The sequence below is a fragment of the Neisseria sp. KEM232 genome, assembly GCF_002237445.1.
Classification (GTDB): domain Bacteria; phylum Pseudomonadota; class Gammaproteobacteria; order Burkholderiales; family Neisseriaceae; genus Neisseria.
Window position 1 is genome coordinate 1,100,653 of the sequence record NZ_CP022527.1, and the last position, 24,731, is coordinate 1,125,383.

The following is a 24,731-nucleotide window of genomic DNA, read 5'->3' on the forward strand; positions in this document are numbered from 1 at the left end:
ACAAAAAACCGCTTTTCAGACGGCCTTTGCCACATCAAAGCCACCCGCAACCACCCACAGAAATCATCATGACCGAAACCGAATACCGCGCCCGATTCAACGAAGACCAAGCTGTCGGCTGGGAAGCCATCGACGCCGCGCTGGAAAAAATCTACGGCGATACCGAGCCGCGCCACTACGGCAGCATCATCTCATACCGTCTTGGCGGCGAAGATCCGCTCGACGGCACCAGTATCTACGACTGCAACGAACAAAGCTTCCACCGCCATCTTGTTTCCTACGGCATGAGCAGCCTCTACTTCGACCCCGAAAATGCCGGCAACGAATACAGCGGCTGGGGCTTCGAGTTTACCGCCCGCATCGCCCCCTGCGCCGAAGACGAAACCTACAACGGTGCCGAGCATGAGCCGATATGGGTAATAAACGTGATGAACAAGCTCGGCCGCTATGTATTCGAGAGCGGAAAATGGTTTGACTCCTACCACTTCATCCCCGCCAACGGCCCCATCCGCCTCGACAGCGACACCGCCCTTGTCGGCTTCGCCTTCGCACCCGACCCCAAGCTGCCCACCCTCGCCACACCCAACGGCGAAGTCCAATTCCTGCAACTCGTCGGCCTCACCCAAAGCGAACTCGACTGGCTGTGGCAAGACCCCACCCGCACCCGCTGCCGCGAACTCATCGACAAAATGCGCGCCGACAACCCGCTGCTGATTACCGATTTGCACCGCAGCAAAAGCCACGTTTAAACAAGCGAAAAGGCCGTCTGAAAACCGCTTTAAGGTTTTCAGACGGCCTTTTGTTACCGCGTTCAAACGTTCGGACTGACGGGGCGCGGGCGGCCGTTTTCGTCGATGGCGACGTAGGTGAACAGCGCTTCGGTTACCAGCCGCTGTTCGTTGAAATCGGCGAAGGATGCGGAGTGCACCCACACTTCGATGTGGATCTGCATCGAGGTATTGCCCGTTTTCACCAGCCTGCCGTAGCAGCCGACGATGTCGCCGACGGCGACGGGACGGTGGAAGACGATTTTGTCGGCAGCCACGGTGACGATGCGGCCGCGGGCGGTTTCGCAGGCGAGGATGCCGCCGGCGATGTCCATCTGCGACATCAGCCAGCCGCCGAAAATGTCGCCGTTGGGATTGGTGTCGGCGGGGCGGGTCATGGTACGCAGCAGCAGGCTGCCTTGCGGTTCGGTGCGGGTTGGTGTGTCTTGCCGGTTCATGTTTTTACTCCTGTCGGGCGGTTTCGATTTCTTTGAGGCCGTCTGAAAGCCATTCTTTCATGGCGGGCAGCGCCAACAGGCGTTGCGCATACGCCTTCGCCGCGCCGCTGAGGGCGTCTTCCAGTCCGTAGTTGGCCAGACGCAGCGCCACGGGGGCGTAAAAGGCGTCAACCGCGCCAAAGTGCGCGGCGGCGAGAAAATCCCCGCCGAAACGGCCGAGGCCTTCGTTCCACAATGCGTCGATACGCTCGAGGTTGCGGCGCAGGCCGGGCGTGATGGCGGGGGTGTCGGCGCGCAGCAGGGTGAAGTTGCAGACCGTGCGCATCACGGCAAAGCCGCTGTGCATTTCCGCTGCGGCGGAGCGCGCCCAGGCGCGGGCTTCGGCATCCTGCGGCCAGATGTGCGGATGGCGCTCGGCCAGATATTCGGCGATGGCAAGGCTGTCCCACACCACCGTGCCGCCGTCATGCAGCGCGGGCACTTGCGAAGTAGGCGAAAACGGCAGCCACTGCGCCCGCTGCGCTTCTTTGTCGTCGATAAAATGGTGCAGCACTTCCTCAAAGGGGATGCCGCAGGCCTTCATCAGCAGCCAGGGACGCAGCGACCATGACGAGATGTGTTTGCTGCCGATATGCAGTCGGTACATATTTCTTCCTTCCGTTTTTCTTGTGGATATTGTGGACATAAGGCCGTCTGAAACACAGACGGCCGCGCCATTTTAGCCCGAACGGAGGGCGCCGCGAAACGGGCGGCGCGTTTGGGCTTCGTCGGAAACCGTTTTCAGACGGCCTATTCCCTCTGCGCCATCTGCGCGCAGGGCGTCGTTTTCTTTTCGTGACGCGCGTCGTAAGCCTTGCCCCAGTCGCACATGGCATCGAGCACCGGCGCGAAGGTTTCGCCCTCGGCGCTGAGACGGTATTCCACGCGCGGCGGCACTTCGGCGAAGGTTTCGCGCTCGATCAGGCCGTCGGCTTCAAGCTGGCGCAGCTGTTCGGTCAGCACTTTCGCGCTGATGCCGTCGAGCTTTTCCAGCAAATCGCGCGTGCGTTTCGCGCCGCCGCCGAGATAATAGAGAATCAGGCATTTCCATTTGCCGCCCACCAGCTTCATCGTCAGCTCCACCGCTGAAAAAACCGCCATCGCCAAGCTCCTGTTTTGTCCGAAAACTTACCGAAAGGTGCGTAACCGACCTTTCAGTGCGTTGTTTTTATTTGGTTTTAAAGCCATTAGTATAGCGGCTTTCCAACCGAAAGGACAAAACCGTGAACCCGGAAACCCTGCTGCAAAACCGCCGCTCCACCCGCCGCTTCGATCCGTCTGCCGAAATTTCCCGCGCCGAATTGGACGCGCTGCTTGCCCAAGCCGGCCGCGCGCCCAGCGGCAACAATTCGCAGCCCTGGCGCATCATGGTGCTGACCGACCCCGCGCTGCGCCAAAGCCTGCTGCCCGAAGCCTACGGTCAGGAACAGGTGGTTACCGCGTCTGCCGTGCTGGTGCTTTTGGGCGACCGCGAAGCCTACCGCGAGCCGAATCTGCGCCGCATCCATGAAGAGGAATTTGCCGAAGGCTGTTTTGACGCGGATGTGCGCGATTTTCTGATTCAGGCCGCCGTCGGCTTTTACCGGCCGTTTGACGAAACCGACACGCAGCGCAGCCTGGCGCTCGACTGCGGCCTGTGGGCGATGTCGTTTATGCTCGCCGCCGAAAACGCAGGCTGGCAAACCGTGCCGATGACCGGCTACAAACGCGACGGCCTGCGCCGCGTGCTGAACCTGCCCGAGCGCTATCTCGATATGATACTGATTGCCCTCGGCAAAGGCGCAGAGCGCGGCCACCGCACGCTGCGGCAGAACGCGGCGGCGGTGTCGGCGTGGAACGCACTTCCTTAAAACCCCGTTTTCAGACGGCCTCACAAGCATCAGGCCGTCTGAAAACGAAATCCCGAAGAAATGGAAACCCAAACCCGACGGCGTGCGGCTTTCAGACGGCCTCACGCCGTTTTTGTTACACTAGGGGCTGTTTTCCCCCGATAGAAAAACGATGCTGACCTACACCCCGCCCGAGATGCGCGCCGCGCCGCCGACGCATGAAAAACCGTGGATTCTGCTGCTTTTGGTCTTCGCCTGGCTGTGGCCGGGCGTGTTTTCGCACGACCTGTGGAAACCCGACGAAATTGCGGCCAACGAAGCGGTGAAACACGCGCTTTCGGGCGGCGGCTGGTGGCTGGCGCGGGGTTTGGACGGCGCACCCGAGGCCGGCCTGCCCTTTGTTTACGTCTGGCTGGCGGCGCAATGCCGCACGATGTTTTCGCCGTGGCTTGCGGACGCCTATTCGGCGATGCGGCTGGCGGGCGTGTTTTTCACCGTGATCGGGCTGAGCGGCTGCGGCATGGCGGGCTTCCATCTGGCGGGGCGGCATCAGGGGCGCAGCGTGGTGCTGATTTTGATCGGCTGCGCCGGGCTGATTACCAACGCGCACCTGCTCGGCGGCGTGTCGGTGCAGTTTGCCGCGCTGGGGCTGTGCCTGTACGGACTGTCGGTGGCGCGGCGGCGGGCGATGTTCGCCGCGCTGCTTTTGGGTTCGGGCTGGGCGCTGTTGTCGGTGTCGGCGGGCTGGCTGGCGACGGCGGTGCTGATGCTTTCGGCCTTCGCCCTGCCGCTGGCGCCGCAATGGCGCAGCCGCCGTTTCGCGGCGGCGCTGGCGGGCGCGGCGGCGCTGGCGCTGCCGCTGGCGGCGCTCTACCCGCTCTCGCTGCACCGCGCTTCGCCCGCCGCTTTCGACTGGTGGCTGCGGCAAAATGCGTTCGGCGTGTTCGGCGGTACGGAAACGTTTGCGCTGTCGTTTTCGCCCGTCTATTACCTGAAAAACCTGCTGTGGTTTGCCTTTCCCGCCTGGCCGCTGGCCTTGTGGACGTGCAGCCGCCGCGGCTTTTGGCGCGAAGACTGGGCGGCGCCCGCCGTGTTGTGGACGGCGGCCGCTTTGGCGCTGCTCTGCTGCACGCCCGCGCACGATGCCGACAATCTGATCTGGCTGCTGCCGCCGCTCTCGCTCTTGGGCGCGGTGCGCCTCGATGTGCTGCGGCGCGGCGCGGCGGCGTTTTTCAACTGGTTCGGCATCATGATTTTCGGTCTCTTGGCGGCGTTTTTATGGCTGGGCTGGCTGGCGATGAATTTCGGCTGGCCGGCAAAGCTGGCCGAACGCTCGGCCTATTTCAGCCCGTATTACGTGCCCGAGTTCGATTGGATGCCGATGATTGTCGCCGTGCTGTTCACGCCCCTGTGGGTGCTGGCGGTGCGGCGGCGCAAGGTGCGCGGGCGGCAGGCGGTGACAAACTGGGCGGCGGGCATGACGCTGGTGTGGGCGCTGCTGATGACGCTGTTTCTGCTCTGGCTCGACGCAGCCAAAAGCTACCGCCCCGTGGTGGAGCGCATGGAAGCCGCCGCGCCCGCCGCGCTCAAATCAGGCACGGAGTGCCTCGCCGTCGCCCGCGACGCCTACACCGTGCGCACCGCCTGGGGCGAATACGGCAGCCTGCCGCTTGCCGTCGGCGGCGAAGCCTCCTGCCGCTACCGCCTGACGCGCAACGAAAAAGCAGACGAACCCGCGCCCGCAGGCTGGCGCGTGCTGTGGCAGGGCGCCCGCCCGCGCAGCAAACAGGAATTTTTCGTGCTTTTGGAAAAACAAGAGGCCGTCTGAAACCTGTTTTCTCTCCCGCCAGTACCCCTTCGGGGCATAAACGGGGGAGGGCTGGGGGGGGCTGATGCAGCTGCGCTAACGTGCACGGAGCGGCGGCAGGCAAAAAGCGGTTCTGCGAACCGCCACCCCCTCCCCCGCGCTTTGGCGCAGGAGAGGGAGAAGAATAGCTGACGGCCGCACGGCAACTGAACAAACTAAAAGGCCGTCTGAATGAGGCCGTCTGAAAACCGCTTTCGCGGTTTTCAGACGGCCTGCCCCTTACCCGACAAAAGGAACACACCATGAAAACCACCGCAACCCTTCTCTGCGCTCTGCTGTTGGCGGCCTGCAACCTTTATCTGCCCAAGCAGGCGGCAACGGACGGCGCGCTGCTGGTTGTTTTGCCCGACGCAGCGCCCGCACGCGGGCTGATCCGCACGGGCGGCGGCGAATGTCTCGACGTCCACGGCGGCGACGGCAAAACCCTGATCCGCCACGCCTGCCACGGCCGTGCCAACCAGCAGTTCCGCTTCGACCCGGCAAGCGGCGCCATCCGCCAAAACGGCGGCTGCCTCGATGTGGCGGGCGGGGAGCGGCGCGAGGGCACGCCGGTTATCCTCTACCGCTGCCACGGCGGCCGCAACCAGCAGTGGTATGCCGAAGGCGCCGCGCTGCGCAGTGCCGATTCGGGTCTGTGTCTCGACGCTTCCGACAGCCGCATCACCGTGCGCCGTTGTAACGGCAGCCGCGCCCAAGCCTTCGGTTGGTAACCGCGTTTGAGGCCGTCTGAAACCACGGCGGCCGACGATTCGACAGTCAAGCAAACGGAAATCCCATGAACCTTCCCATTCTCGCCGTCACCTCGGGCGAACCGGCCGGCATCGGCCCGGACGTCTGCCTCGGTTTGGCAGAACATACCCTGCCCTGCCGCCCCGTTATCCTTGCCGACAGGAATTTGCTGGCAAGCCGCGCCGCGCAACTGGGCAAAAGCGTGCGCCTGCGCGACTTTGCGCCGCACAAGCGCGCCGAAGCGGGCACGCTGGAAGTGCTGCACATCCCGCTGGCCGCGCCGTGTGAAGCAGGCCGTCTGAACGCCGCCAACGCGCCCTATGTGCTGCAACTGCTCGATGCGGCATACGGCGGCATTGTGCGCGGCGAATTTGCCGCGATGGTGACCGCGCCGCTGCACAAGGGCATCATCAACGAGGCGACGGGCGCGTTTTTCAGCGGCCACACCGAATATCTGGCGGAAAAAAGCGGCACAGATCGCGTGGTGATGATGCTCGCGGGCGGCGGCCTGCGCGTGGCGCTGGTAACGACCCATCTGCCGCTGAAAGACGTTGCCGCCGCCGTCACCTTCGATGCCGTGTGCGAAACCGCGCGCATCCTGCACCGCGATTTGCGCGGCAAATTCAAAATCGCCGCGCCGCGCATACTGGTGGCCGGGCTGAATCCGCACGCGGGCGAAGGCGGCCATTTGGGACACGAGGAAAACGACGTCATTATCCCCGCGCTGGGCAAGCTGCGCGGCGAGGGACTGGACGTGCGCGGTCCCTACCCCGCCGACACACTGTTCCAGCCCTTTATGCTGAAAGATGCCGATGCGGTGCTGGCGATGTACCACGACCAGGGTCTGCCCGTGTTGAAATACGCCTCCTTCGGGCGCGGCGTGAACATCACCCTCGGCCTGCCCTTCGTGCGCACCTCCGTCGACCACGGCACGGCGCTCGATTTGGCGGGCACGGGCAGAGCCGACGGCGGCAGCCTGATCGAGGCCGTGCGCACGGCTTTGGCGATGGTCGGCTGACATTCGGTTTGTGCAGCTCAAGAGGCCGTCTGAAACCCCGAATGGGCGTTTTAACTTCGTTGAAGCTTCGCTTTCAGACGGCCTTTTTGTCGTGCGCCGGGCGTTTTTGTAACTATCTTTCCCAACCGCTCCACTTATCGCCGTTCAGACACATTTTTTGTAATCCGGTTACAAAAACGGCACGGCAGGCGTATAGTCCGCCTGTCCCTTTTCTTTCCACAGGCGCCGTTTCGCGTGCGCCATCCAAGCAAAAAAGGAGTTCCATTATGGACAAGCTCGGTTTCAAACCGCTGCCCGCCGCCGTGGCGGTGGGGCTGGCGCTGCTGATTTGGTTTGCCGTTCCCGTGCCCGCAGGCGTGACGCCGCAGGCATGGCATCTTTTGGCGATGTTTGTCGGCGTGATTGCGGCAATCATCGGCAAGGCGATGCCCATCGGCGCGCTGTCGATGGTGGCCATCATGCTGGTGGCGGTGACGGGTGTAACCAACGACAAGCCCGACGCGGCGGTCAAAGACGCGCTGTCGAGTTTCGCCAACCCGCTCATCTGGCTGATCGGCGTGTCCATCATGATTTCGCGCGGCATCCTGAAAACCGGCCTCGGCGCACGCATCGGCTATTACTTCATTTCCATGTTCGGCAAAAAAACGCTGGGCATCGGCTACAGCCTCGCGCTCTCGGAGCTGATACTCGCACCGGTAACGCCGAGCAACACCGCGCGCGGCGGCGGCATCATCCACCCCGTGATGAAGGCCATCGCTTCAAGCTACGATTCCGACCCCGAAAAAGGCACGCAGGGGCGCATCGGCCGCTATCTCGCGCTGGTAAACTACCACAGCAACCCGATCACCTCGGCCATGTTCATCACCGCCACCGCGCCCAATCCGCTGGTGGTGGACATCATCGCCAAAGCCACCGGCAACGACATCCATCTGAGCTGGGGCACTTGGGCAGTGGCCATGCTGTTGCCCGGCCTTGTGGCCATGCTGCTGATGCCGCTGGTACTGTATTTCGTCAGCCCGCCCGAAATCAAGGCCACGCCCAACGCGGCGCAGTTTGCCAAAGACCGTCTGGCCGAACAGGGGCCGATGAGCCGCGGCGAAAAAATCATGCTCGCCATCTTCGCCCTGCTGCTCGTTCTGTGGGCGGGAGTGCCCGCCATGCTGCTGGGCAGCGCCTTTGCCGTCGACCCCACCGCCACCGCCTTCATCGGCCTCTCGCTGCTTCTGCTCTCGGGCGTGTTGAGCTGGGACGACGTGCTGAAAGAAAAAAGCGCGTGGGACACCGTAACCTGGTTTGCCGCCCTCGTGATGATGGCCACCTTCCTCAACAAACTCGGCCTGATTGCCTGGTTTTCCGACGCGCTCAAAACGGGCATCGAGCAAACCGGCATGGGCTGGGCGGGCGCATCGGTGCTGCTGATTCTGGTGTATCTGTACGCGCACTATATGTTCGCCAGCACCACCGCCCACATCACCGCCATGTTCGCCGCCTTCTACGGCGCGGGCTTGGCGCTGGGCGCGCCGCCGATGGTGTTCGGCCTGATGATGGCCGCCGCTTCCAGCCTGATGATGACGCTCACCCACTACGCCACCGGCACCGCCCCCGTGGTGTTCGGCTCGGGCTACACCACGCTGGGCGAATGGTGGAAAACCGGCTTCGTCATGAGCGTTGCCAACCTGCTGGTGTTCGCCATCGTCGGCGGCATCTGGTGGAAAGTGCTGGGCTACTGGTAAAGCGCTGTCGGTAAAACGCATCAAAAAGGCCGTCTGAAAATTTCAGACGGCCTTTTGTCTGCCCGCACGTTTTTCCAAAAAACCACGCCGCGTGCGCCGCTGTGAGGCCGTCTGAATGTTTCAGACGGCCTCAGCGCGCCGTTTCCCGCTTTTCCGCCGCATCCAGCAGCACGAACACCAGCGAGGCCAGCAGCATCAGCGCGGCAGTGAGCACGGCGGCGCGGTCGTGGTTGTCGGCGCCCGCCGCGCCGAGATATTGGTAGACCAGCGTCGTCAGTGTCAGCCATTCGGGGCGCGACAGAAACAGCGTGGCGGCAAACTCGCCGATGCAGGTGGCGGCGGCCAGCGTCAGGCCGCGGCGCAGGGCGGGCAGCAGCAGCGGCACGGTAACGAAAAAGGCCGTCTGAAAACGGCTGGCGCCCATGCTGCGGGCGGCGGCGGCGTATTGCGGCGGCAGCGCGTCCCAAGCCGCCAGCAGGTCTTTGGTGACAAAGGGATAGGCCAAAAGCGCGTAGGCGGCAATCAAAAGCGGCAGCGACGCCGTCCATTCGGGATAAAGCAGCAGCATGCCGAAGGCCACGCACACGGGCGACACCATAAACGGCAGAAAGGTAATGCCGCGTATCCACGGCAGACGCCGCGCCAGCGCCGCATGGCTCGCGCCCAAAAGCAGCGCCGCCGCTGCGGCCGATGCCGTAAAGCGCAGCGTGTTCCAGGCCGCCAGCCGCGTGTCCTCCGCCCACAGCACCTGCCACGACTCCCCCGAGCGCGCGGCCTGCGCGGCCACCGCTGCCAGCGGCAGCACGCAGAAAAACGCCAGCACGGCCAGCGAGAAAAACAGCATGGCGCGGCGGGCGGCGCTGTCCACGGCGGCCAAAGGCTGCGGCGCAACCTGCCGTCCCGCTGCCGAAGCGCGGCCGAAATAAGCATAGGCCGCACCCGCCAGCGCGGTGACGCCCAGTACCAGCCACACCAGAACGCCAGCCTGAGCGATGTCGAGTTCCACGGTCACCAGCCGGTAGATTTCCACTTCCGCCGTGGCGTAGTCCGTGCCGCCGAGCAGCAGGGCGAGGCCGAAACCGGAAAAGCAGTAGAGGAAAACCAGGCACGCGCCGCCCGCCAGCCACGGCAGCAGCACGGGACATTCCACCCGCCAAAAGCGCTGCCACGCATCCGCGCCCAGCGTGCGCGCCGCCGACAGCCGCGCCGCCGGCACGGCGCGCAGCCCCTGATAGGCCGCGCGCACCAGCACGGGCAGATTGAAAAACACGTTGCCGTAAACCAAAAGATACGGCGTGTCCTGCCAGCCCGGCCACAGCAGGCCGCGCGCGCCGAAGAGCGAGAGCACACCGATGCCCGCCACCAGCGTCGGCATCACGAAGGGCAGCATCAGCAGCCGCAGCACCCACGATCGGCCGCGAAAATCGAGCCGCGCCAGCGTCCACGCCGCAGGCACGCCCAAGAGTACGGTGAGCACGCAGGTGATGCCCGCCTGCGCCGCCGTCCAGGCGATGCGGCGGCGGATGTAGTCGTCGCCCAGCACCTCCGCCCAGGCCAAATCCCCGCCGTAACCGGCCAGCGCCCACAGCGGCGCGGCAACGGTCAGCACGAGAAAGCCGACGGGGATTAGGGCGAGCAGGAGGGTGGAGACAAGGCGGCGCATGGCGGGATTCCGAAATCTGCCGCGGGCGGCGGCGGGGGAGACGGGTAAAAAATAAGATGCGGCGGGGCGGTTGTTTCGTTCGAGGCCGTCTGAAAGCGGGTTTTACTTTGTTCAAACTCCGTTTTCAGACGGCCTCTTTGTATGTTTGGAGGCCGTCTGAAACCTTGTCGGCCGCATCGAAGAAAACGATTTTCGCCGTATCGGCGCGCACGCGGATTTCGGCGGCGGCAAAGCCGTCGGCCACGGGCATTTCCAGCGTGCCGTATTGCGGGTGGATGATTTCGGCGCGGGTCTGCCCGGGCAGGCGGTATACGGTCTGCACGGCGCAGGGCGTGCCGTTTGCATCGGCCGACAGGGCGGAGGGCGGCAGGTAGAAGCGTTCGGTCACGTTGCGGCAGCCCAAGAGGCGGGCGGCGGCGGCGTTGGCGGGGCGCGCGGCCAGTTCGGCCGAACTGCCCTGCTGGATGATGCGGCCGTCGGCCATCAGCGCGGTTTCGTCGGCCATCAGGAAGGCTTCTTCGGGGTCGTGGGTGACGAGGACGGCGGGGATGGCGAGGCGGCGGATATGTTCCAGCGTCAGCTCGCGCAGGCTGCGGCGCAGGCCGGTGTCGAGGCTGGAAAAGGGTTCGTCCAAAAGCAGCACTTTCGGTTCGGCGGCCAGGGCGCGGGCCAGGGCGACGCGCTGCTGTTCGCCGCCGGAGAGGGTGTGCGGTTTGCGGCCGCCTTCGCCCGCGAGGCCGACGCGTGCCAGCATGTCGTCGGCCGCAGCTTCGGCCTGCTTTTTCGCCACACCGCGCATGCGCAGGCCGAAGGCGGCGTTCTGCCGCAGGTTGAGGTGGGGAAACAGGGCGTAGTCTTGGAACATCAGCGAGACGCGGCGTTTTTCAGACGACCTTGATGTGACGTTTTCGCCGTTTATCCATACTTCGCCGCTGTCGGGGGCGGCGAGTCCGGCGGCGATGTTGAGCAGGGTGGATTTGCCGCAGCCGGAGCGGCCGAGGACGGCGAGCAGGCGGCCGCCGCCGACGGTGAGGGAAACGCCGTCGGCGACGGTTTTGCCGCCGTAGCGTTTGACGATGTATTTGAGTTCGAGCATTTCAGACGGCCTATCTGTTGAGCACGCTCAGGCTGGGCAGGGTGGCGAAGCCCTGGTCGCGCACGATTTGGCAGAAGTCGGCCAGATAGCTGCTGCCTTCGTCTTCGCTGCGCATGGCGGCATAGAGTTCGCTTTGCAGGCCGCCGTCGGTGATGGGGCGGGAAACGACGTAGCCCTTTTCCAGATAGGGCATCACCGTCCAATACGGCAGGGCGGCGATGCCGCGTCGGCTGGCGACGAGCTGGACAATGGCGATGGTCAGCTCGCTGTGGCGGCGCGACGGGTTGATGCCGCGCGGCAGCAGCACTTTGCGCAGCAAATCCAGCATATCGTCGGGCACCGGATAGGTAATCAGCGTTTCGGCCGCGAAGTCTTCCGCCTGCCAAACGTCTTTCGCCGCCAGCGGATGGTCGGGGGCGCAGATGCCAACCATGCCGTAGGCAAACAGCGGCCGGTAGGCGATGCCCGCCTGCGGCACGGCTTCGGACACAATGGCCAAATCGGCGCGGTGGTTGAGCAGCAGGCCGACAGGATCGGCCTGAAAGCCCGACACGATGTCCAATTCCACCTGCGGCCACAGCGGGCGGAACTCGCCCATCGCCGGCATCAGCCAGTCGAAACAGGTGTGGCATTCCACCGCCAGCCGCAACTCGCCCGCCTCGCCCTCGATAATCTGCGCCATATCGCGCTCGGCGGCGGCCATCTTCGGCATCAGCTCGCGCGCCAGTTTCAGCAGCCGCGCCCCCGCAGGCGTGAAGCGCAGCGGGTTGGACTTGCGCTCGAACAGCGGCGTTTCGTAATAGTTTTCCAGCGTGCGGATTTGGTGCGACAGGGCAGACTGCGTCAGAAAAACGCGCTGCGCCGCCAGCGACACGCTGCCGGTTTCTTCCAGCGCGAGCAGGGTTTTGAGGTGGCGCAGTTCGATGATGGATTCCATAAAACGGCCTTTCACGTCGGCGGTTGCGAAGGCGCGATATTAAAATAATTCATGCAGAAGGGGCAAACACGGCGTTCAGACGGCCTTCAAGCCCGCGCAAAGGCCGTCTGAACGCCGCGCCATGCAAACGTTCGGACGGCCTGTCGTTTACAATACAGGCCGTCTGAAAGCCATATGTATAAGGAGAAACACCATGCACGCCGCGTACCGCCTGCCCGAAAACTTCCCTCTCGCTGCTTCTTCGCAGCGCTTTCCCGCCCTGTCTGCCCCGCGTCCCGCCGACAGCCACAAAGGCACGTTCGGCACGCTGGCCGTATTCGGCGGCGCGGCAGGCATGAGCGGCGCCGTGGTGCTGGCCGCCTCCGCCGCCCTGCTCGCAGGCTGCGGCAAAGTGTGGGCGGGTTTCAACCAGGCCTCCCTGCCCGTGCCCTTTATCGCCGCCTTTCCCGAAATCATGCTCGACACCGCCCACGGCCTGTCGCGGCGGCACGACCTCTCCGCACGCGCCGCAGGCTGCGGCCTGGGCACAAACGAAGCCGCGCGCAAACTGCTGGCCGGGCTGTTTCAGACGGCCTCCGACACCCCGCTGCTGCTCGATGCCGACGCCCTCAACCTGCTGGCGCAACACAGGGATTTGGCCGACGCGGCCGCGCGTTACCCCCGCCTGCTGATTACGCCCCACCCCGCCGAAGCCGCGCGGCTGCTCGGCTGCACCACCGCCGAAATCCAAGCCGACAGAGCAACGGCCGTGCGCGAACTGGCGCGGCGTTTCGCCGCTACGGCCGTCTTAAAAGGACACCGCACGCTGGTGTGCGCCGCAGACGGCACGCTGTACGAAAACGACAGCGGCAACGCGGGTTTGGCCACCGCAGGCAGCGGCGACGTCCTCTCCGGCATCGCAGGCAGCCTGCTGGCGCAGGGCAGCGATATATTCGAAGCTGCCTGCGCGGGCGTGTGGCTGCACGGCGCGGCGGCGGAAGTGCTCAAAGCATCGGGCATAGGCGAAAGCGGCCTGACCGCAGGCGAAATCGCCCCCGCCGCACGCTGGCTGCGCAATCGGATGATTGAGAACGAGTCAGAATAAGCGTTTGATAAAAATCAAATTTGGCGGTAATTGTTTTTCATATTATGCCGAAGTTATCTTTTCTTTACACAGAACACCCTATAATGCCGCTTTCATTAACACACTTACGGGAAAATAAAAATGTCTGAACCCTTTTTGCATTGGACTTCCGATTTGGACACGGGCATCGATCAGGTTGACGAACAGCACAAAATCTTGGTGCAGTACATCAACGAAATGCATGATGCACACACCGCCAACGACCGCGACGGCGTCGGCAAAGCGCTCGACAACCTCTTGGGTTACACCATCCAACACTTCTCCGACGAAGAAGACCTGCTGAAAATGGCCGAATATCCGCTGGTAGACGCACACCACCGCGTGCATCAAAACTTCGTCGACAAAGTGCAGATGTACAAAGGCCGCTTCGACAACGGCGACGACGTCAGCCAGGAGCTGCTCGACATCCTGGAAACCTGGCTCTTCATGCACATCCGCCGCAACGACCACGGCTATGTGCGCCATGTGAAAGAAAAACTGGGCTTGTAAACCGCCCGCCGCAAAATGAAAAAGGCCGTCTGAAAAAACTTTTCAGACGGCCTTATCTTTTTTCCGCTGCCGCGGAGGGTGTGTCGGCCTGCGGCGTACACCCTACACACAAAACAAAGAGGCCGTCTGAAATCTCTTTCAGACGGCCTCTTTGCGCTTTGCGCCTGCATTTACGGCCGGCCGGTTTTGCGGCTGTATGCGAGAGAGGTGAGTATGGAGGCGCCGAGTGCGCCGAAAACGACGGCAAGCGAAGTGCCGACGGGGATGTGTATCCAGTGCATGACAAGCATTTTGATGCCGATGAAGCTGAGGACGAAGGCGAGGCCGTAGTTGAGGAAGACGAAGCGGTCGGCCATGTCGGCAAGCAGGAAGTACATGGCGCGCAGGCCGAGGATGGCGAAGATGTTGGAGGTGAGGACGATGAAGGGGTCGGTGGTGACGGCGAAGACGGCGGGAATGCTGTCGACGGCAAAGACGACGTCGCTCAGTTCCACCATCACCAGCACAAGCAGCAGCGGGGTGGCCATGCGGCGGCCGTTTTCACGGGTGAAGAATTTTTCGCCGTCGAGGGTTTGGCTGACGCGGATGTGTTTTTGCAGCCATTGCAGAATTTTGTTTTGCGACAGGTCTTCGTCTTCTTCGCCGCCCTGCTTAATCATTTTGATGCCGGTGTAGAGCAGGAAGGCGCCGAAGAAATACAGTATCCATTCGAAGCGGCTGACGAGTACGGCGCCGACGAAAATCATGAGGGCGCGCAGGACGATGGCGCCGAACACGCCGTAGAGCAGGACGCGGTGCTGGTATTGCGGCGGCACTTTGAAGTAGCCGAAGATCATGAGGAAGACGAAGAGATTGTCTACCGCCAGCGATTTTTCCAAAACGTAGCCGGTGAAGTATTCCATGACTTTGGTTTTCGCCAATTCGTGGCCGTAGGCTTGATTATGGGCGATTTCCCAGTAGAGCCAGCCGGCGAAGGCGCAGGAGACGGCGATCCACACTATTGTCCAGGCCAGAGCCTCTTTGCTGCTGATTTTGTGGGCACCGCTTTTTTTCAGCGTCAGCATGTCGATGGCGATCATGGCGAGGACGGCGGCGGCGAATACGCCGTAAAACAGGGGTGAGCCGATGCTCGGTGCTGCGGTCATATTGTGCGTTCCTTGCGTTTGGAAGCGGTTTAAAGGCCGTCTGAAAGTGTTCAGACGGCCTCCCGTTTCGGTTTATTTGACGAATTTCAAAACTTTTTTCTTTTCCGTGCCGCCATCGGGTTGTTTGCCCTCGGGCGCTTGGGCATCGGGAGTGTTTTCAGACGGCCTCTCGGCAGCCGGCTGCTTTGCCGCTTCCGCGCCTTCTTCGGGCTCGTAGGGCTCGACTTCAAAGCCCATGCCTTCGCCGGTTTCGCGGGCGAAGATGCCGGAGATGTGGCCGACGGGTATCCAGATGTCGTGCGCAACGCCGGAGAAACGGGCGGAGAAACTGACCCATTCGTTGTCTATCGTGAGGTTGCGGGCGGCGTTCGGGCCGATGTTGAGGACGATTTCGCCGTCACGCACATACTGCACGGGTACTTGGGTGTGGCCGTTGACCCAGGCGGCGATGTGGGCGGTGTAGCCGTTGTCGTTGCACCATTCGTACAGCGCGCGCAGAAGATAGGGTTTGGTGCTGCTGCTCATGACGTTTTCCTCAGCGGCGCATGGCTTTTTCGGCGGGGGTGAGCGCTTCGATGAAGGCTTCGCGCTGGAACAGGCGTTCGGCGTATTTCAAAAGCGGCGCGGCGTTTTTGCCGAGTTTGATGTCGTAGTGGTCGAGACGCCACAGCAGCGGGGCGATGGCGACGTCGATCATGGAGAAATCGTCGCCCATCACGTATTTGTTTTTGGTGAAGGCGGGGGCAAGCAGGGTCAGCCCCTGCGATACGGCTTCGCGCGCTTTGGCCTGTTCTTTGGATGTGGATTCGGGCGCTTCGAGCACTTGGACATGGCTGAACAATTCGCGCTCCATGCGGAACAGCACCAAACGGCCGCGGCCGCGCTGCACGGGGTCGCCCGGCATCAGCTGCGGATGGGGGAAGCGCTCGTCGATGTATTCGTTGATGATATTGGATTCATAGAGGATGAGGTCGCGCTCCACCAGCACCGGCACTTGGTTGTAGGGATTCATTACCGCCAGATCTTCGGGCTTGTTGAAAATATCCACGTCTTTGATTTCGAAATCCATACCTTTTTCGTAGAGGACGAAGCGGCAGCGGTGGCTGAACGGGCAGGTAATGCCGGAATACAGAATCATCATGATGGTTTGCTCCTGTTCGGTTAAAACGCATATCCGCACGCGGCGGATATGATGTGATTGAAAAATAAGGATATTATACACAAGGCCGTCTGAAAACGCCAGAAAACGACTATAACGCTATGTTTTCAAATTGAAAAAATCAAAAAGCGGGGTTACCCCCGCTTTCGTTGCGCCGCTTAGTGCACGTCTTTCCAATATTCCTTTTTCAGGAAGTAGGCCAGAGGCAGCATCACGGCCAAGAGGAAGATCATCACGATGTAGCCGATCTGCTTGCGCTCGACTTTGGCGGGTTCGCCCATGTACACCATGAAGGCCACCAGGTCTTTGGCGTAGTCGTCGTACTCTTTGGTAATGACTTTGCCGTCGGGCGTTTTGCGAGTCATGGTGCCGACGGATTCCCAATTCAGCTTGGGCACCAAATTGCCGTGTTCGTCTTTCACCATCACGGGCTGGCCTTTGGCATCGAGTTCGACCGCGCGGACTCCCTGCTGCTGCCACAGCGGGTGCGGCATGCCGACTTTGTCGAAGACGGTGTTGTTCCAGCCGGTGGGGCGGGTCGGATCTTTATAGAAGCCGCGCATATAGGCGTAGAGGTAGTCCGCACCGCGCGAGCGGGCGATCAATGACAAATCGGGCGGCGCGGCGCCAAACCATTTTTTGCCGTCGGCCGGGCTCATGGCCGCGTGCATGACGTCGCCGACTTTGTCGGTGGTGAACATCAGATTTTCTTTAATCTGCTCTTCGGTCAGGCCGATGTCCTGCAAGCGGTTGAAACGCATATTGCTGGCCGAGTGGCACGACAGGCAGTAGTTGGTGAAAATCTGCGCGCCGCGCTGCAGGCTGACCTGGTCGCCCAAGTCGATGTCTACTTTTTCATAGTTCGCGTGGCCGCTGGCGCCAGCGATAACCGGTGTTGCCAATGCGAAGGCAACAATCCATTTTTTCAATGTATTTTTCATTTTGCCGCCCTCATCAGATATTGGTTGCAAACAGATACGCGCCGACCAAGGTAATCGTAACGTAAACGAAGAACATGACTTTCTGTCTGCCCGTGCTCATGGTTACGCGTTCGGGAACCGGTTTGGTTTTGTCCAGTTTGGTGTAGAACGGCATGCCGATGAAGAAGGCGAAGTAGACGCAGGTCAGGATGCGGGCAACAAGCGTGCGGGAGTCGGTGGCCACCATCGCGCCGAGGATGCCCAGACCGATGAAGGCGATAACAAACAGCACCAGCGCGGTTTTGAAGACCGGGCCGCGGTAGCGCACGGATTTCACCGGCGAGCGGTCGAGCCACGGCAGCAGGGCAATCAGCACCACGGCCGCGCCCATGCCGATCACGCCCCAAATCTGCGTGCCGGCAAACGAGGGGATGGCGCGCAAAATGGCGTAGAACGGGGTGAAGTACCACACCGGCGCGATGTGCGCGGGAGTTTTCAGCGGGTCGGCAGGGTCGAAGTTGGGGCTTTCGAGGAAGTATCCGCCGCCTTCGGGAGCGAAGAACATCACAGCACAGAAGACGATGAGGAACACCACCACGCCGAGAATGTCTTTCACAGTGTAGTAGGGATGGAAGGGAATGCCGTCCAGCGGCACGCCGTTTTCGTCTTTGAGTTTTTTGATTTCCACGCCGTCGGGGTTGTTCGAGCCGACTTCGTGCAGGGCGATGATGTGTGCCACCACCAAGCCCAAGAGCACCAGCGGCACGGCGATAACGTGCAGGGCGAAGAAGCGGTTGAGCGTGGCATCGGAGATGGTGAAGTCGCCGCGTATCCAAACGGACAAATCGGGGCCGATTACGGGAATAGCGGAGAACAGGTTGATAATCACCTGCGCGCCCCAGAACGACATTTGTCCCCACGGCAGCAGGTAGCCCATAAAGGCTTCGGCCATCAGCGCAAGGAAAATCAGCGAGCCGAACACCCACACCAGCTCGCGCGGTTTTTTGAACGAGCCGTAAATCAGGCCGCGGAACATATGCAGGTATACGACGATAAAGAAGAAGGATGCGCCGGTAGAGTGCATATAGCGGATGATCCAGCCGCCGGATACGTCGCGCATGATGTATTCCACAGCGGTGAACGCGGCGGGCAGGTTGTATTGGTTCAGGTTGCCGTCGGGCTTGAAGTTCATCACGAGGAAGATGCCGCTGACAATCTGAATCACCAGCACTAAAAGCGCCAGTGAGCCGAAGAAATACCAGAAATTGAAGTTTTTCGGCGCGTAGTATTCGGAAAGGTGTTCGCGCCACATTTTAGACAAAGGGAAACGAGCGTCCACCCAGTCTAACAATGCCTTTGCTTTGCTATTGGTTTGGTTTGCCATGATGAAGTCCCTTTTTTATGATTCGGCACCGACCAGAATGGTGGTGTCGCTTAGATATTTATGGGGGGGAACAATCAGATTGGTCGGCGCGGGCATACCGGAGAACACGCGGCCGGCGATGTCGAATTTCGAGCCGTGGCAGGGGCAGAAGAAGCCGCCTTTCCAGTCTGCACCCAAATCGGCGGGGGCGATGTCGGGACGGAAGGTCGGCGAGCAGCCCAAATGGGTGCAGATGCCGACGGCCACCAGCACGTTCGGTTTGATCGAACGGGTTTCGTTTTTGCAGTCTTCGGGCTGGTGGTCGACCTCGGAATTGGGGTCGGCCAGAGAGCCGTTGAGGCTTTTGAGGTCTTTTACCTGCTGGTCGGTGCGGTTCACCACCCATATCGGTTTGCCGCGCCACTCGGCGGTCAGCATCTGTCCGGCTTCGAGCTTGCTGACGTCGATTTCCACCGGCGCACCGGCGGCCTTAGCCTTTTCCGAGGGAAACCAGCTGGCTACGAAGGGCGCAGCCGCACCTGCTGCGGCCACCCCGCCCGCTCCTGCTGTTGCCAGCACGAGGAAACGGCGGCGGCCTTGATTGATTTCTTGATTATCCATTATTTCAGTCATCCTGAGATTTTGAAAATACCGAGCCATTAAACCCCGCGATTCTACCCGAACTGCTGGGGTTACTTAAAGCACTATTTAAAATAAGGTAAATTTTTGAAGGGTTTTTTGACTTTAAGCAGGATTTTGTTCGTCGAAAAAGACGGTTTCCACGTTAAAGCGCCGTTGCAGCGCCTGCGCCAGCGCCAGGATGCCGTAACGCTCGGTGGCGTGATGGCCTGCCGACAGGAACACCGCGCCGGTTTCGTTGGCAAGGTGGTATTGCGCTTCGGAGATTTCGCCTGTGACGTAGACCTGCGCGCCTTCGTTTAAGGCCGTCTGAAAAAAGCCCTGCGCGCCGCCTGTGCACCAGCCGATGCAGGAGACGGTTTGCGACAGATCGCCTGCGGCAACGGGTTCGCGCCCCAGTTTCTGCGCCAAATCCGCCGCGAGCGCGGCGGCGGTTTGCGGCGTTTTCAGACGGCCTATGTGCAGCAGGTTTTGTTCGCCGCAGGTGTATTCGGTTTCCCAGCCCATCAGTTTGGCCAGTTGCGCGTTGTTGCCCAGTTCGGGATGGGCGTCGAGCGGCAGGTGGTAGCCTGCCATGTTGATGTTGTGGCGCAGCAGGGCGGCGATGCGCTCTTTTTTCCAGCCGGTGATGGTGACGGGTTCGCTTTTCCAAAACATGCCGTGGTGCACCAGCAGCATTTGCGCGCCCTGCTCTGCCGCGTATTCGATGGCGGCGCGGCTGGCGGTGACGGCGGCGGCAATTTTGGCGATGTGTTCGGTGCCTTCGACTTGCAGGCCGTTGGGGGCGTAGTCTTTGAAGAGGCGGGTTTGCAGGGTGTCGTCGCACCATGCGAGGATTTCGCTGCGTGTGGCCATGTTTGTGTCCTTTGCTTGATATAGTGAAACAACACGAAAATCTACGGCGTTGCTGCGCCTTGTCGTATTACCCATACTGTCTGCGGCTTGCTGCCTTGTATCTTTCCGCGTTGTTTCACTATATATGTTTTGAAATTGATTTGAAACGGCGGCGCATTGTAGCGGAAAAGGCCGTCTGAAAACCCCGATCGGAGGTTTTCAGACGGCCTTTCTGTCTTTCAGACGGCCTGTCTTATGCGGCGGCGTTTTCCGTCAGCCCCAAATGGCGCAGCAGGGCGTCGGGGGTGGCGTCGCGGCCTCGGAAGGCGCGGAAGGAGGCGGCCGCGCTGCGCGAGCCGCCGCGCGAGAGGATTTCGTCGCGGAAACGCCCGCCTGTGGCGCGGATGTCGCCGCTTTCTTCAAAGGCGGCGTAGGCGTCCGCGCTTAATACTTCGGCCCAGGCGTAGCTGTAATAGCCTGCGGAGTAGCCGCCGGCGAAGATGTGGCCGAAGCTGTTGGCGAAGCGGTTGTAGGCGGGCTGGGGGATGACAGCCACTTCGGCGCGTACGTTTTCCAGCACCTGTGCCCAGTCTTTCAGACGGCCTTCGTCGCTTTCGCTGTATATCAGCATGTCGAACAGGGCAAATTCGGCCTGGCGGGCGAGGAAGAGGCCGACTTGAAAGTTTTTCGCCGCCAGCATTTTTTTGTACAGCTCTTCGGGCAGGGGCGCGCCGCTTTCTTCGTGTTCGGACATGGCGCGCAGGGTGTCGTATTTCCAGGCGAAGTTTTCCATAAACTGGCTGGGCAGCTCGACCGCGTCCCATTCGACGCCGTTGATGCCGGAAACGCCCAATTCGTCGATGCGGGTGAGCAGATGGTGCAGGCCGTGGCCGGTTTCGTGGAACAGGGTAACGATTTCGTCGTGGCTCAGCCGCGCTTCTTTGCCGCCGACGGGCGGGGTGAAGTTGCAGACGAGGTAGGCAACGGGCATTTGCACGCTGCCCACCCTGCCGCCGTCGAGGAAGCGGCGGCGGCCTTGGTAGTCGTTCATCCACGCGCCGCCGCGTTTGCCTTCGCGGGCGTACAAATCCATGTACACGCCGCCGATTACCGCACCGTCCTGTTCGAGTTCGTAGTAGCGCACGTCGGGATGCCAGACGGACACTTCGCGTTCGCGCAGGGTCACGCCGTAAAGCCTGCCGATTTGGCCGAACAGCCCGGCGAGGACTTTGCCGGCGGGGAAGTAGCGTTTGACTTCGCTTTCGGAGAATGCGTATTTGGCTTCGCGCAGTTTTTCGCTGGCATAGGCGATGTCCCACGCTTCTAGCTGCGGCAGACCCAGTTCGGCGCTGGCGAACGCCTGCAACTCGGCCAAATCTTTTTCTCCGTGCGGCTTGGCGCGGGCGGCGAGGTCGCGGATAAAGGCGAGCACCTGCTGCGGCGATTCGGCCATTTTGGTGGCAAGGGAGCGTTCGGCGTAGTTGGCGAAACCGAGCAGGCGGGCTTCTTCGAGGGCGATTTCGAGGGTGCGGGTAATGATGGCGGTGTTGTCGAATTTGCCGCCGTTGTCCAACTCGCTGGCGCGGGTGAGGTAGGCGCGGTGCAGGGTTTGGCGCAGTTCGCGCTCGTCGGCGTGTTTCATCACCGCCAAATAATGCGGGATTTGCAGGCCGATTTTCCAACCCGTTTTGCCTTCGGCCTGCGCGGCGGCGGCGAACATGGCTTTTTCGTCGGCATCCAGGCCTTTCAGACGGCCTTCGTCGTCAAAATACAGGGCGAAGGCGTCGGTGGCGTCGAGCACGTTTTGCGAAAACTGCGCGCCGAGTTGGGCGGCTTCGGTTTGCAGCGAGGCCAGTTTTTCCTGCTGCTCCGGCGGCAGCTCGGCGCCGCTCAACACGAAATCGCGTAAATCGTGTTCCAGCTTGGTTTGCTGCGCTTCCGACAAGGCGGCAAATTCGGGCGAGGCTTTGATGGCTTTGAAGCGTTCGTAAAGCCCGATGTCCTGGCCGATTTCGGTGAAAAAGATGGTCACTTCGGGCATCAGGGCGTTGTATTCGGCGCGCAGTTCGGGCGTGTCCACCACGGAATTGAGGTGGGAGACGACGCCCCAGATGCGGCCGACGCGCTCGGTGAGGTCGGTGAGCCGCTCGACGGTGTTCAGCCAGTCTGCCTGCGGTTCGGCCTTGACGGCGGCCACGGCGGCGCGGGCGTCGGCCATCGCGCTTTGCAGGGCGGGCTTGATGTCTTCGGTGCGGATGTCGGAAAAACGGGGCTCGTCGGCCAAATGGAGGAGGACGTTGTCGGTCATGGGGTTCTCGCTTGTTTGCAAATGGGAAAAGGGTTTCAGACGGCCTCTGAGGCCGTCTGAAAACGAAACGTACAGCCCGCCAAATGGGGCTGTTTGGCAAAATTACAGCCCGCAGGGGGCGGATTGTCGGAACGGAATTTCGCAGAATGCGCTGCTGCGGTGGCACGCTCCATATTGGCTTAAAGGCCGTCTGAAAGCGTGAAAACGCCCTTTTCAGACGGCCTTTTGCCGTGTTCAGGCGTAGCAGACAAACATTTCGCAGATGCCGCTTTTGGGATCGTAGTGCGCGCCGCAGCCGCCCCAGTCGAATTTGCCGGTGCTGCCGATTTCTTCGGCCAGCCAGCGGCGGTAGAGGCTGAGGCTTTCCAGTTCGTAGCTTCCGACCAGCCTTCCCACGATGCCGCGTTTCTGTCGGCCATGGCAAAACGGATGGATTTCAGCGTTTGGCCGCAAAAAGCAAGGCTGATGAGAAAACGCCGCCCGCGGTATTCGGTTTCGGGCAGGGCAAACCAGTACCAGCCCGTGCCGACATCATGGGTTTCCCTGTCGGGAAACGCTGCCTGTATTTGGGCAAGGGTGGTGTCGCGGGTCAGGAATATGTGCGGCGGCATGGAAAAACCGCCGTTTTTCAGGTTGAGGAACATGGGTTTCCTTTGGGGAGGCCGTCTGAAAAAGTCTTGGCTGCGCCGAAGCTGCGCTTTCAGACGGCCTTTTGCCTATTCCTGCGTATCTTCCGCTTTGTCCGCCGCAATCAGGGCGGTTTCGTTTTCTTCGGCTTCTTCGACGAGTTTGCGGTCGATCTGTTTGCCGGTTTTCAGGCCGAGTTTGTGCAGCTTTTGGGCGCGGCCGATGAGGTTGCCGCGTCCGTCTTTGAGCTGGTTGAAGGCTTTTTGGTAGGCGGTTTGCGCCTGTTCGATGTTTTTGCCGACGCTTTGCAGGGTTTCGACGAAGCCGGCGAATTTGTCGTACAGCCTGCCGCCCTCTTCGGCGATGGCCAGGGCGTTGCGGTTTTGCTGTTCGTTGCGCCAGATGTTGGCGACGGTGCGCAGGGTGGCCAGGAGGGTGGAGGGGCCGGCGAGCATGATGCGTTTGTCGAAGCATTCCTGAAAGAGGCTGCCGTCCTGTTGCAGGGCGAGCAGGTAGGCGGGTTCGACGGGGATGAACATGAAGACGAAATCGAGGGTGGTGAGGCCGTCGATGTTGCTGTATTGCTTGGCGGCCAGTTCGGCGACGTGGCGGCGCACGGATTGGACGTGTTCGGCCAGATGTGTGCGGGCTTCGTCTTCGTTTTGTGCCTGGGTGTAGCGCACGTAGGCGGTGAGGGAGACTTTGCTGTCGATGACGATTTGTTTGCCGTCGGGCAGGTTGACGAGGACGTCGGGCTGCAGGCGGCGGGTGCTGCCGTCTTCCTGCGTCTGCACGGCGGCGGCCTGCACGGTGTATTCGCGCCCTTTGGCGAGGCCGGAGTGTTCGAGCACGCTCTCCAATATCATTTCGCCCCAGTTGCCCTGGGTTTTGTTGCGGCTGCCGGTGAGGGCGCGGGTGAGGGCGGCGGCGTCTTCGTGCAGGCGGCTGTTGAGCTGTTGCAGGCGTTTGAGTTCGTTTTCGAGGGTATGGCGCTCTTTGGCTTCTTTTTCGTAGGTGTTTTGCACGAGTTGGGAGAAACCGCCGAGTTTTTCGTTCAGCGGGTTGAGCAGCAGGCCGAGCTGTTCACGGTTTTGTTCGCTGAAACGGCGGCTTTTTTCTTCGAGGATTTGGTTGGCAAGGTGTTGGAAACGGCTGCCGAGGGCGTCGCGGGCTTCGTCGAGCAGGGCGAGTTTTTCTGCCTGCGCCTGACGCTCTTTTTCAATTTGGGTGGCGAGGCGTTCGTTTTGCACGCGGCTGTCGGACAACTCTTGCTGCAAGGTAGCGTAGTCGGTTTTCAGACGGCCTAATTCGTCGGTTTGGCGGCGGTTTTGCGCGGCGGCTTCTTCGAGTTGCGCCGACAGGCGTCCGTTGGCGGCGCGGCTGTCGGACAATTCCTGCTGCAAGGCGGCATGGTCGGTTTTCAGACGGCCTGCTTCTTCGGCTTGGGCGGCGAGGTGGCGCACCTGCGCTTCGAGGGCGGCGCGACGGCTGTCGAGTTCGCGGATTTGCCCGTGCAGTCCGTCGGCGGCGCTGCGGGCGGCGGCTAGTTCGCTTTGCAGCTCGGGCAGGCGGCGGGCGTGGACGTTGGCGGCGGCCAGCTCGTTTTCGGCGGCGTTCAGACGGCCTCTGAGGCCGTCTGAAAAGCGGGTTTGCTCGGCCAGTTCTTCTTCGCTGCGGCGTTGCTCGGCGGTGAGACGGTCGCACAGTTCTTCAAGGTGGGCGCGGTTTTCTTCGAGGGCGGCGCAGCGGCTTTCGCTTTCGGCCTGCGCGGCCCGGTGCTGCCGCTCGCGTTCGGCCGTGTCGGCCTGATGGCGGTTTTGGCAGACGAGGCGGGTAATCAGGGCGGCGAGGGCGGCGGCAGTGAAGACGGCGGCGGCGAGGATGAGGTAGTAGTGGTTTGCGGTCATGGTGTGGAAATGAGGAGGATGAGGCCGTTCCCGTCTGCACGGGAATGACGTTTCTGAAAGCGAAGCTTCAACGAGGTTAAA

The 24,731-nt window shown here is 61.7% G+C and carries 24 protein-coding genes; 8 read left to right on the forward strand and 16 right to left on the reverse strand.

The window, feature by feature from the left end:
• The first annotated feature begins 68 nt into the window (after nt 1-68).
• On the forward strand, nt 69-749 hold the full coding sequence (locus CGZ77_RS05430; RefSeq protein WP_009425122.1) for a suppressor of fused domain protein: 681 nt from the start codon (nt 69-71) through the stop codon (nt 747-749).
• A gap of 62 nt (nt 750-811) precedes the next feature.
• Here the strand turns inward: CGZ77_RS05430 and yciA are convergent, their stop codons facing one another.
• From yciA to CGZ77_RS05445, 3 genes are all read right to left on the reverse strand, one after another.
• Nucleotides 812-1,225 carry an acyl-CoA thioester hydrolase YciA gene (gene yciA, locus CGZ77_RS05435; RefSeq protein ID WP_009425121.1) on the reverse strand — a complete coding sequence of 138 codons (414 nt, stop codon included), beginning with the start codon at nt 1,223-1,225 and terminating at the stop codon, nt 812-814.
• Between the two features lie 4 nt (nt 1,226-1,229).
• Complete coding sequence (locus tag CGZ77_RS05440) at nt 1,230-1,871, reverse strand: glutathione S-transferase family protein (RefSeq protein ID WP_036495470.1); 642 nt, start codon at nt 1,869-1,871, stop codon at nt 1,230-1,232.
• Between the two features lie 143 nt (nt 1,872-2,014).
• Nucleotides 2,015-2,365: a helix-turn-helix domain-containing protein gene (locus CGZ77_RS05445; RefSeq protein ID WP_009425119.1), complete on the reverse strand. Its 351-nt coding sequence runs from the start codon at nt 2,363-2,365 to the stop codon at nt 2,015-2,017.
• Between the two features lie 122 nt (nt 2,366-2,487).
• Here CGZ77_RS05445 and CGZ77_RS05450 point away from each other — a divergent pair, with 122 nt between their 5' ends.
• From CGZ77_RS05450 to CGZ77_RS05470, 5 genes are all read left to right on the forward strand, one after another.
• Nucleotides 2,488-3,114: a nitroreductase family protein gene (locus tag CGZ77_RS05450; RefSeq protein ID WP_009425118.1), complete on the forward strand. Its 627-nt coding sequence runs from the start codon at nt 2,488-2,490 to the stop codon at nt 3,112-3,114.
• A gap of 151 nt (nt 3,115-3,265) precedes the next feature.
• The gene (locus CGZ77_RS05455; RefSeq protein WP_094031005.1) at nt 3,266-4,921 is read left to right on the forward strand and encodes a glycosyltransferase family 39 protein; all 1,656 of its coding nucleotides are present in this window, start codon (nt 3,266-3,268) and stop codon (nt 4,919-4,921) included.
• A 281-nt stretch (nt 4,922-5,202) separates the two neighbouring features.
• Entirely contained in the window at nt 5,203-5,670 is a 468-nt protein-coding gene (locus tag CGZ77_RS05460; RefSeq protein WP_051040412.1) for an RICIN domain-containing protein, read from the forward strand.
• Between the two features lie 65 nt (nt 5,671-5,735).
• Nucleotides 5,736-6,707 carry a 4-hydroxythreonine-4-phosphate dehydrogenase PdxA gene (gene pdxA, locus CGZ77_RS05465; RefSeq protein ID WP_009425532.1) on the forward strand — a complete coding sequence of 324 codons (972 nt, stop codon included), beginning with the start codon at nt 5,736-5,738 and terminating at the stop codon, nt 6,705-6,707.
• A gap of 266 nt (nt 6,708-6,973) precedes the next feature.
• Entirely contained in the window at nt 6,974-8,440 is a 1,467-nt protein-coding gene (locus CGZ77_RS05470; protein WP_009425531.1) for a DASS family sodium-coupled anion symporter, read from the forward strand.
• A gap of 130 nt (nt 8,441-8,570) precedes the next feature.
• Here the strand turns inward: CGZ77_RS05470 and CGZ77_RS05475 are convergent, their stop codons facing one another.
• The 3 genes from CGZ77_RS05475 to CGZ77_RS05485 form a co-directional block, all read right to left on the reverse strand.
• Nucleotides 8,571-10,103: an iron ABC transporter permease gene (locus CGZ77_RS05475; RefSeq protein WP_094031006.1), complete on the reverse strand. Its 1,533-nt coding sequence runs from the start codon at nt 10,101-10,103 to the stop codon at nt 8,571-8,573.
• Nucleotides 10,104-10,227: 124 nt separating this feature from the next.
• Complete coding sequence (locus tag CGZ77_RS05480) at nt 10,228-11,199, reverse strand: ABC transporter ATP-binding protein (RefSeq protein WP_094031007.1); 972 nt, start codon at nt 11,197-11,199, stop codon at nt 10,228-10,230.
• A gap of 10 nt (nt 11,200-11,209) precedes the next feature.
• Complete coding sequence (locus CGZ77_RS05485) at nt 11,210-12,136, reverse strand: LysR family transcriptional regulator (protein ID WP_094031008.1); 927 nt, start codon at nt 12,134-12,136, stop codon at nt 11,210-11,212.
• A 193-nt stretch (nt 12,137-12,329) separates the two neighbouring features.
• On the opposite strand from CGZ77_RS05485, the gene CGZ77_RS05490 reads away from it, so the two are divergent.
• Nucleotides 12,330-13,220 (forward strand): NAD(P)H-hydrate dehydratase, encoded by an 891-nt coding sequence (locus CGZ77_RS05490; protein ID WP_094031009.1) that lies wholly within the window; start codon nt 12,330-12,332, stop codon nt 13,218-13,220.
• 120 nt (nt 13,221-13,340) lie between these two features.
• Complete coding sequence (locus tag CGZ77_RS05495) at nt 13,341-13,748, forward strand: bacteriohemerythrin (protein ID WP_094031010.1); 408 nt, start codon at nt 13,341-13,343, stop codon at nt 13,746-13,748.
• Between the two features lie 170 nt (nt 13,749-13,918).
• Here CGZ77_RS05495 and CGZ77_RS05500 read toward each other — a convergent pair whose 3' ends face one another.
• The 10 genes from CGZ77_RS05500 to rmuC all read right to left on the reverse strand — a co-directional run bounded on the left by CGZ77_RS05500 (nt 13,919) and on the right by rmuC (nt 24,650).
• Entirely contained in the window at nt 13,919-14,893 is a 975-nt protein-coding gene (locus CGZ77_RS05500; RefSeq protein WP_009425525.1) for a TerC family protein, read from the reverse strand.
• A gap of 72 nt (nt 14,894-14,965) precedes the next feature.
• A complete protein-coding gene (locus CGZ77_RS05505) occupies nt 14,966-15,418 on the reverse strand; it encodes a ClpXP protease specificity-enhancing factor (protein ID WP_009425524.1) in 453 nt (150 codons plus the stop codon).
• A gap of 10 nt (nt 15,419-15,428) precedes the next feature.
• Nucleotides 15,429-16,034, reverse strand: a complete 606-nt coding sequence (locus CGZ77_RS05510; protein ID WP_009425523.1) for a glutathione S-transferase N-terminal domain-containing protein — start codon at nt 16,032-16,034, stop codon at nt 15,429-15,431.
• A gap of 176 nt (nt 16,035-16,210) precedes the next feature.
• Entirely contained in the window at nt 16,211-16,993 is a 783-nt protein-coding gene (locus CGZ77_RS05515) for a cytochrome c1 (RefSeq protein ID WP_009425522.1), read from the reverse strand.
• A 13-nt stretch (nt 16,994-17,006) separates the two neighbouring features.
• Nucleotides 17,007-18,356: a cytochrome bc complex cytochrome b subunit gene (locus CGZ77_RS05520; protein ID WP_009425521.1), complete on the reverse strand. Its 1,350-nt coding sequence runs from the start codon at nt 18,354-18,356 to the stop codon at nt 17,007-17,009.
• A 15-nt stretch (nt 18,357-18,371) separates the two neighbouring features.
• The gene (gene petA / locus CGZ77_RS05525) at nt 18,372-18,956 is read right to left on the reverse strand and encodes a ubiquinol-cytochrome c reductase iron-sulfur subunit (RefSeq protein WP_036495662.1); all 585 of its coding nucleotides are present in this window, start codon (nt 18,954-18,956) and stop codon (nt 18,372-18,374) included.
• Between the two features lie 123 nt (nt 18,957-19,079).
• Nucleotides 19,080-19,829, reverse strand: a complete 750-nt coding sequence (locus CGZ77_RS05530; protein WP_036495660.1) for a Nif3-like dinuclear metal center hexameric protein — start codon at nt 19,827-19,829, stop codon at nt 19,080-19,082.
• Nucleotides 19,830-20,061: 232 nt separating this feature from the next.
• Nucleotides 20,062-22,116 carry a M3 family metallopeptidase gene (locus tag CGZ77_RS05535; protein WP_009425518.1) on the reverse strand — a complete coding sequence of 685 codons (2,055 nt, stop codon included), beginning with the start codon at nt 22,114-22,116 and terminating at the stop codon, nt 20,062-20,064.
• A gap of 234 nt (nt 22,117-22,350) precedes the next feature.
• Complete coding sequence (locus tag CGZ77_RS12060) at nt 22,351-22,512, reverse strand: hypothetical protein (RefSeq protein ID WP_157058111.1); 162 nt, start codon at nt 22,510-22,512, stop codon at nt 22,351-22,353.
• A 320-nt stretch (nt 22,513-22,832) separates the two neighbouring features.
• Nucleotides 22,833-24,650, reverse strand: a complete 1,818-nt coding sequence (gene rmuC / locus CGZ77_RS05540) for a DNA recombination protein RmuC (RefSeq protein WP_009425515.1) — start codon at nt 24,648-24,650, stop codon at nt 22,833-22,835.
• Nucleotides 24,651-24,731 lie beyond the last annotated feature (81 nt).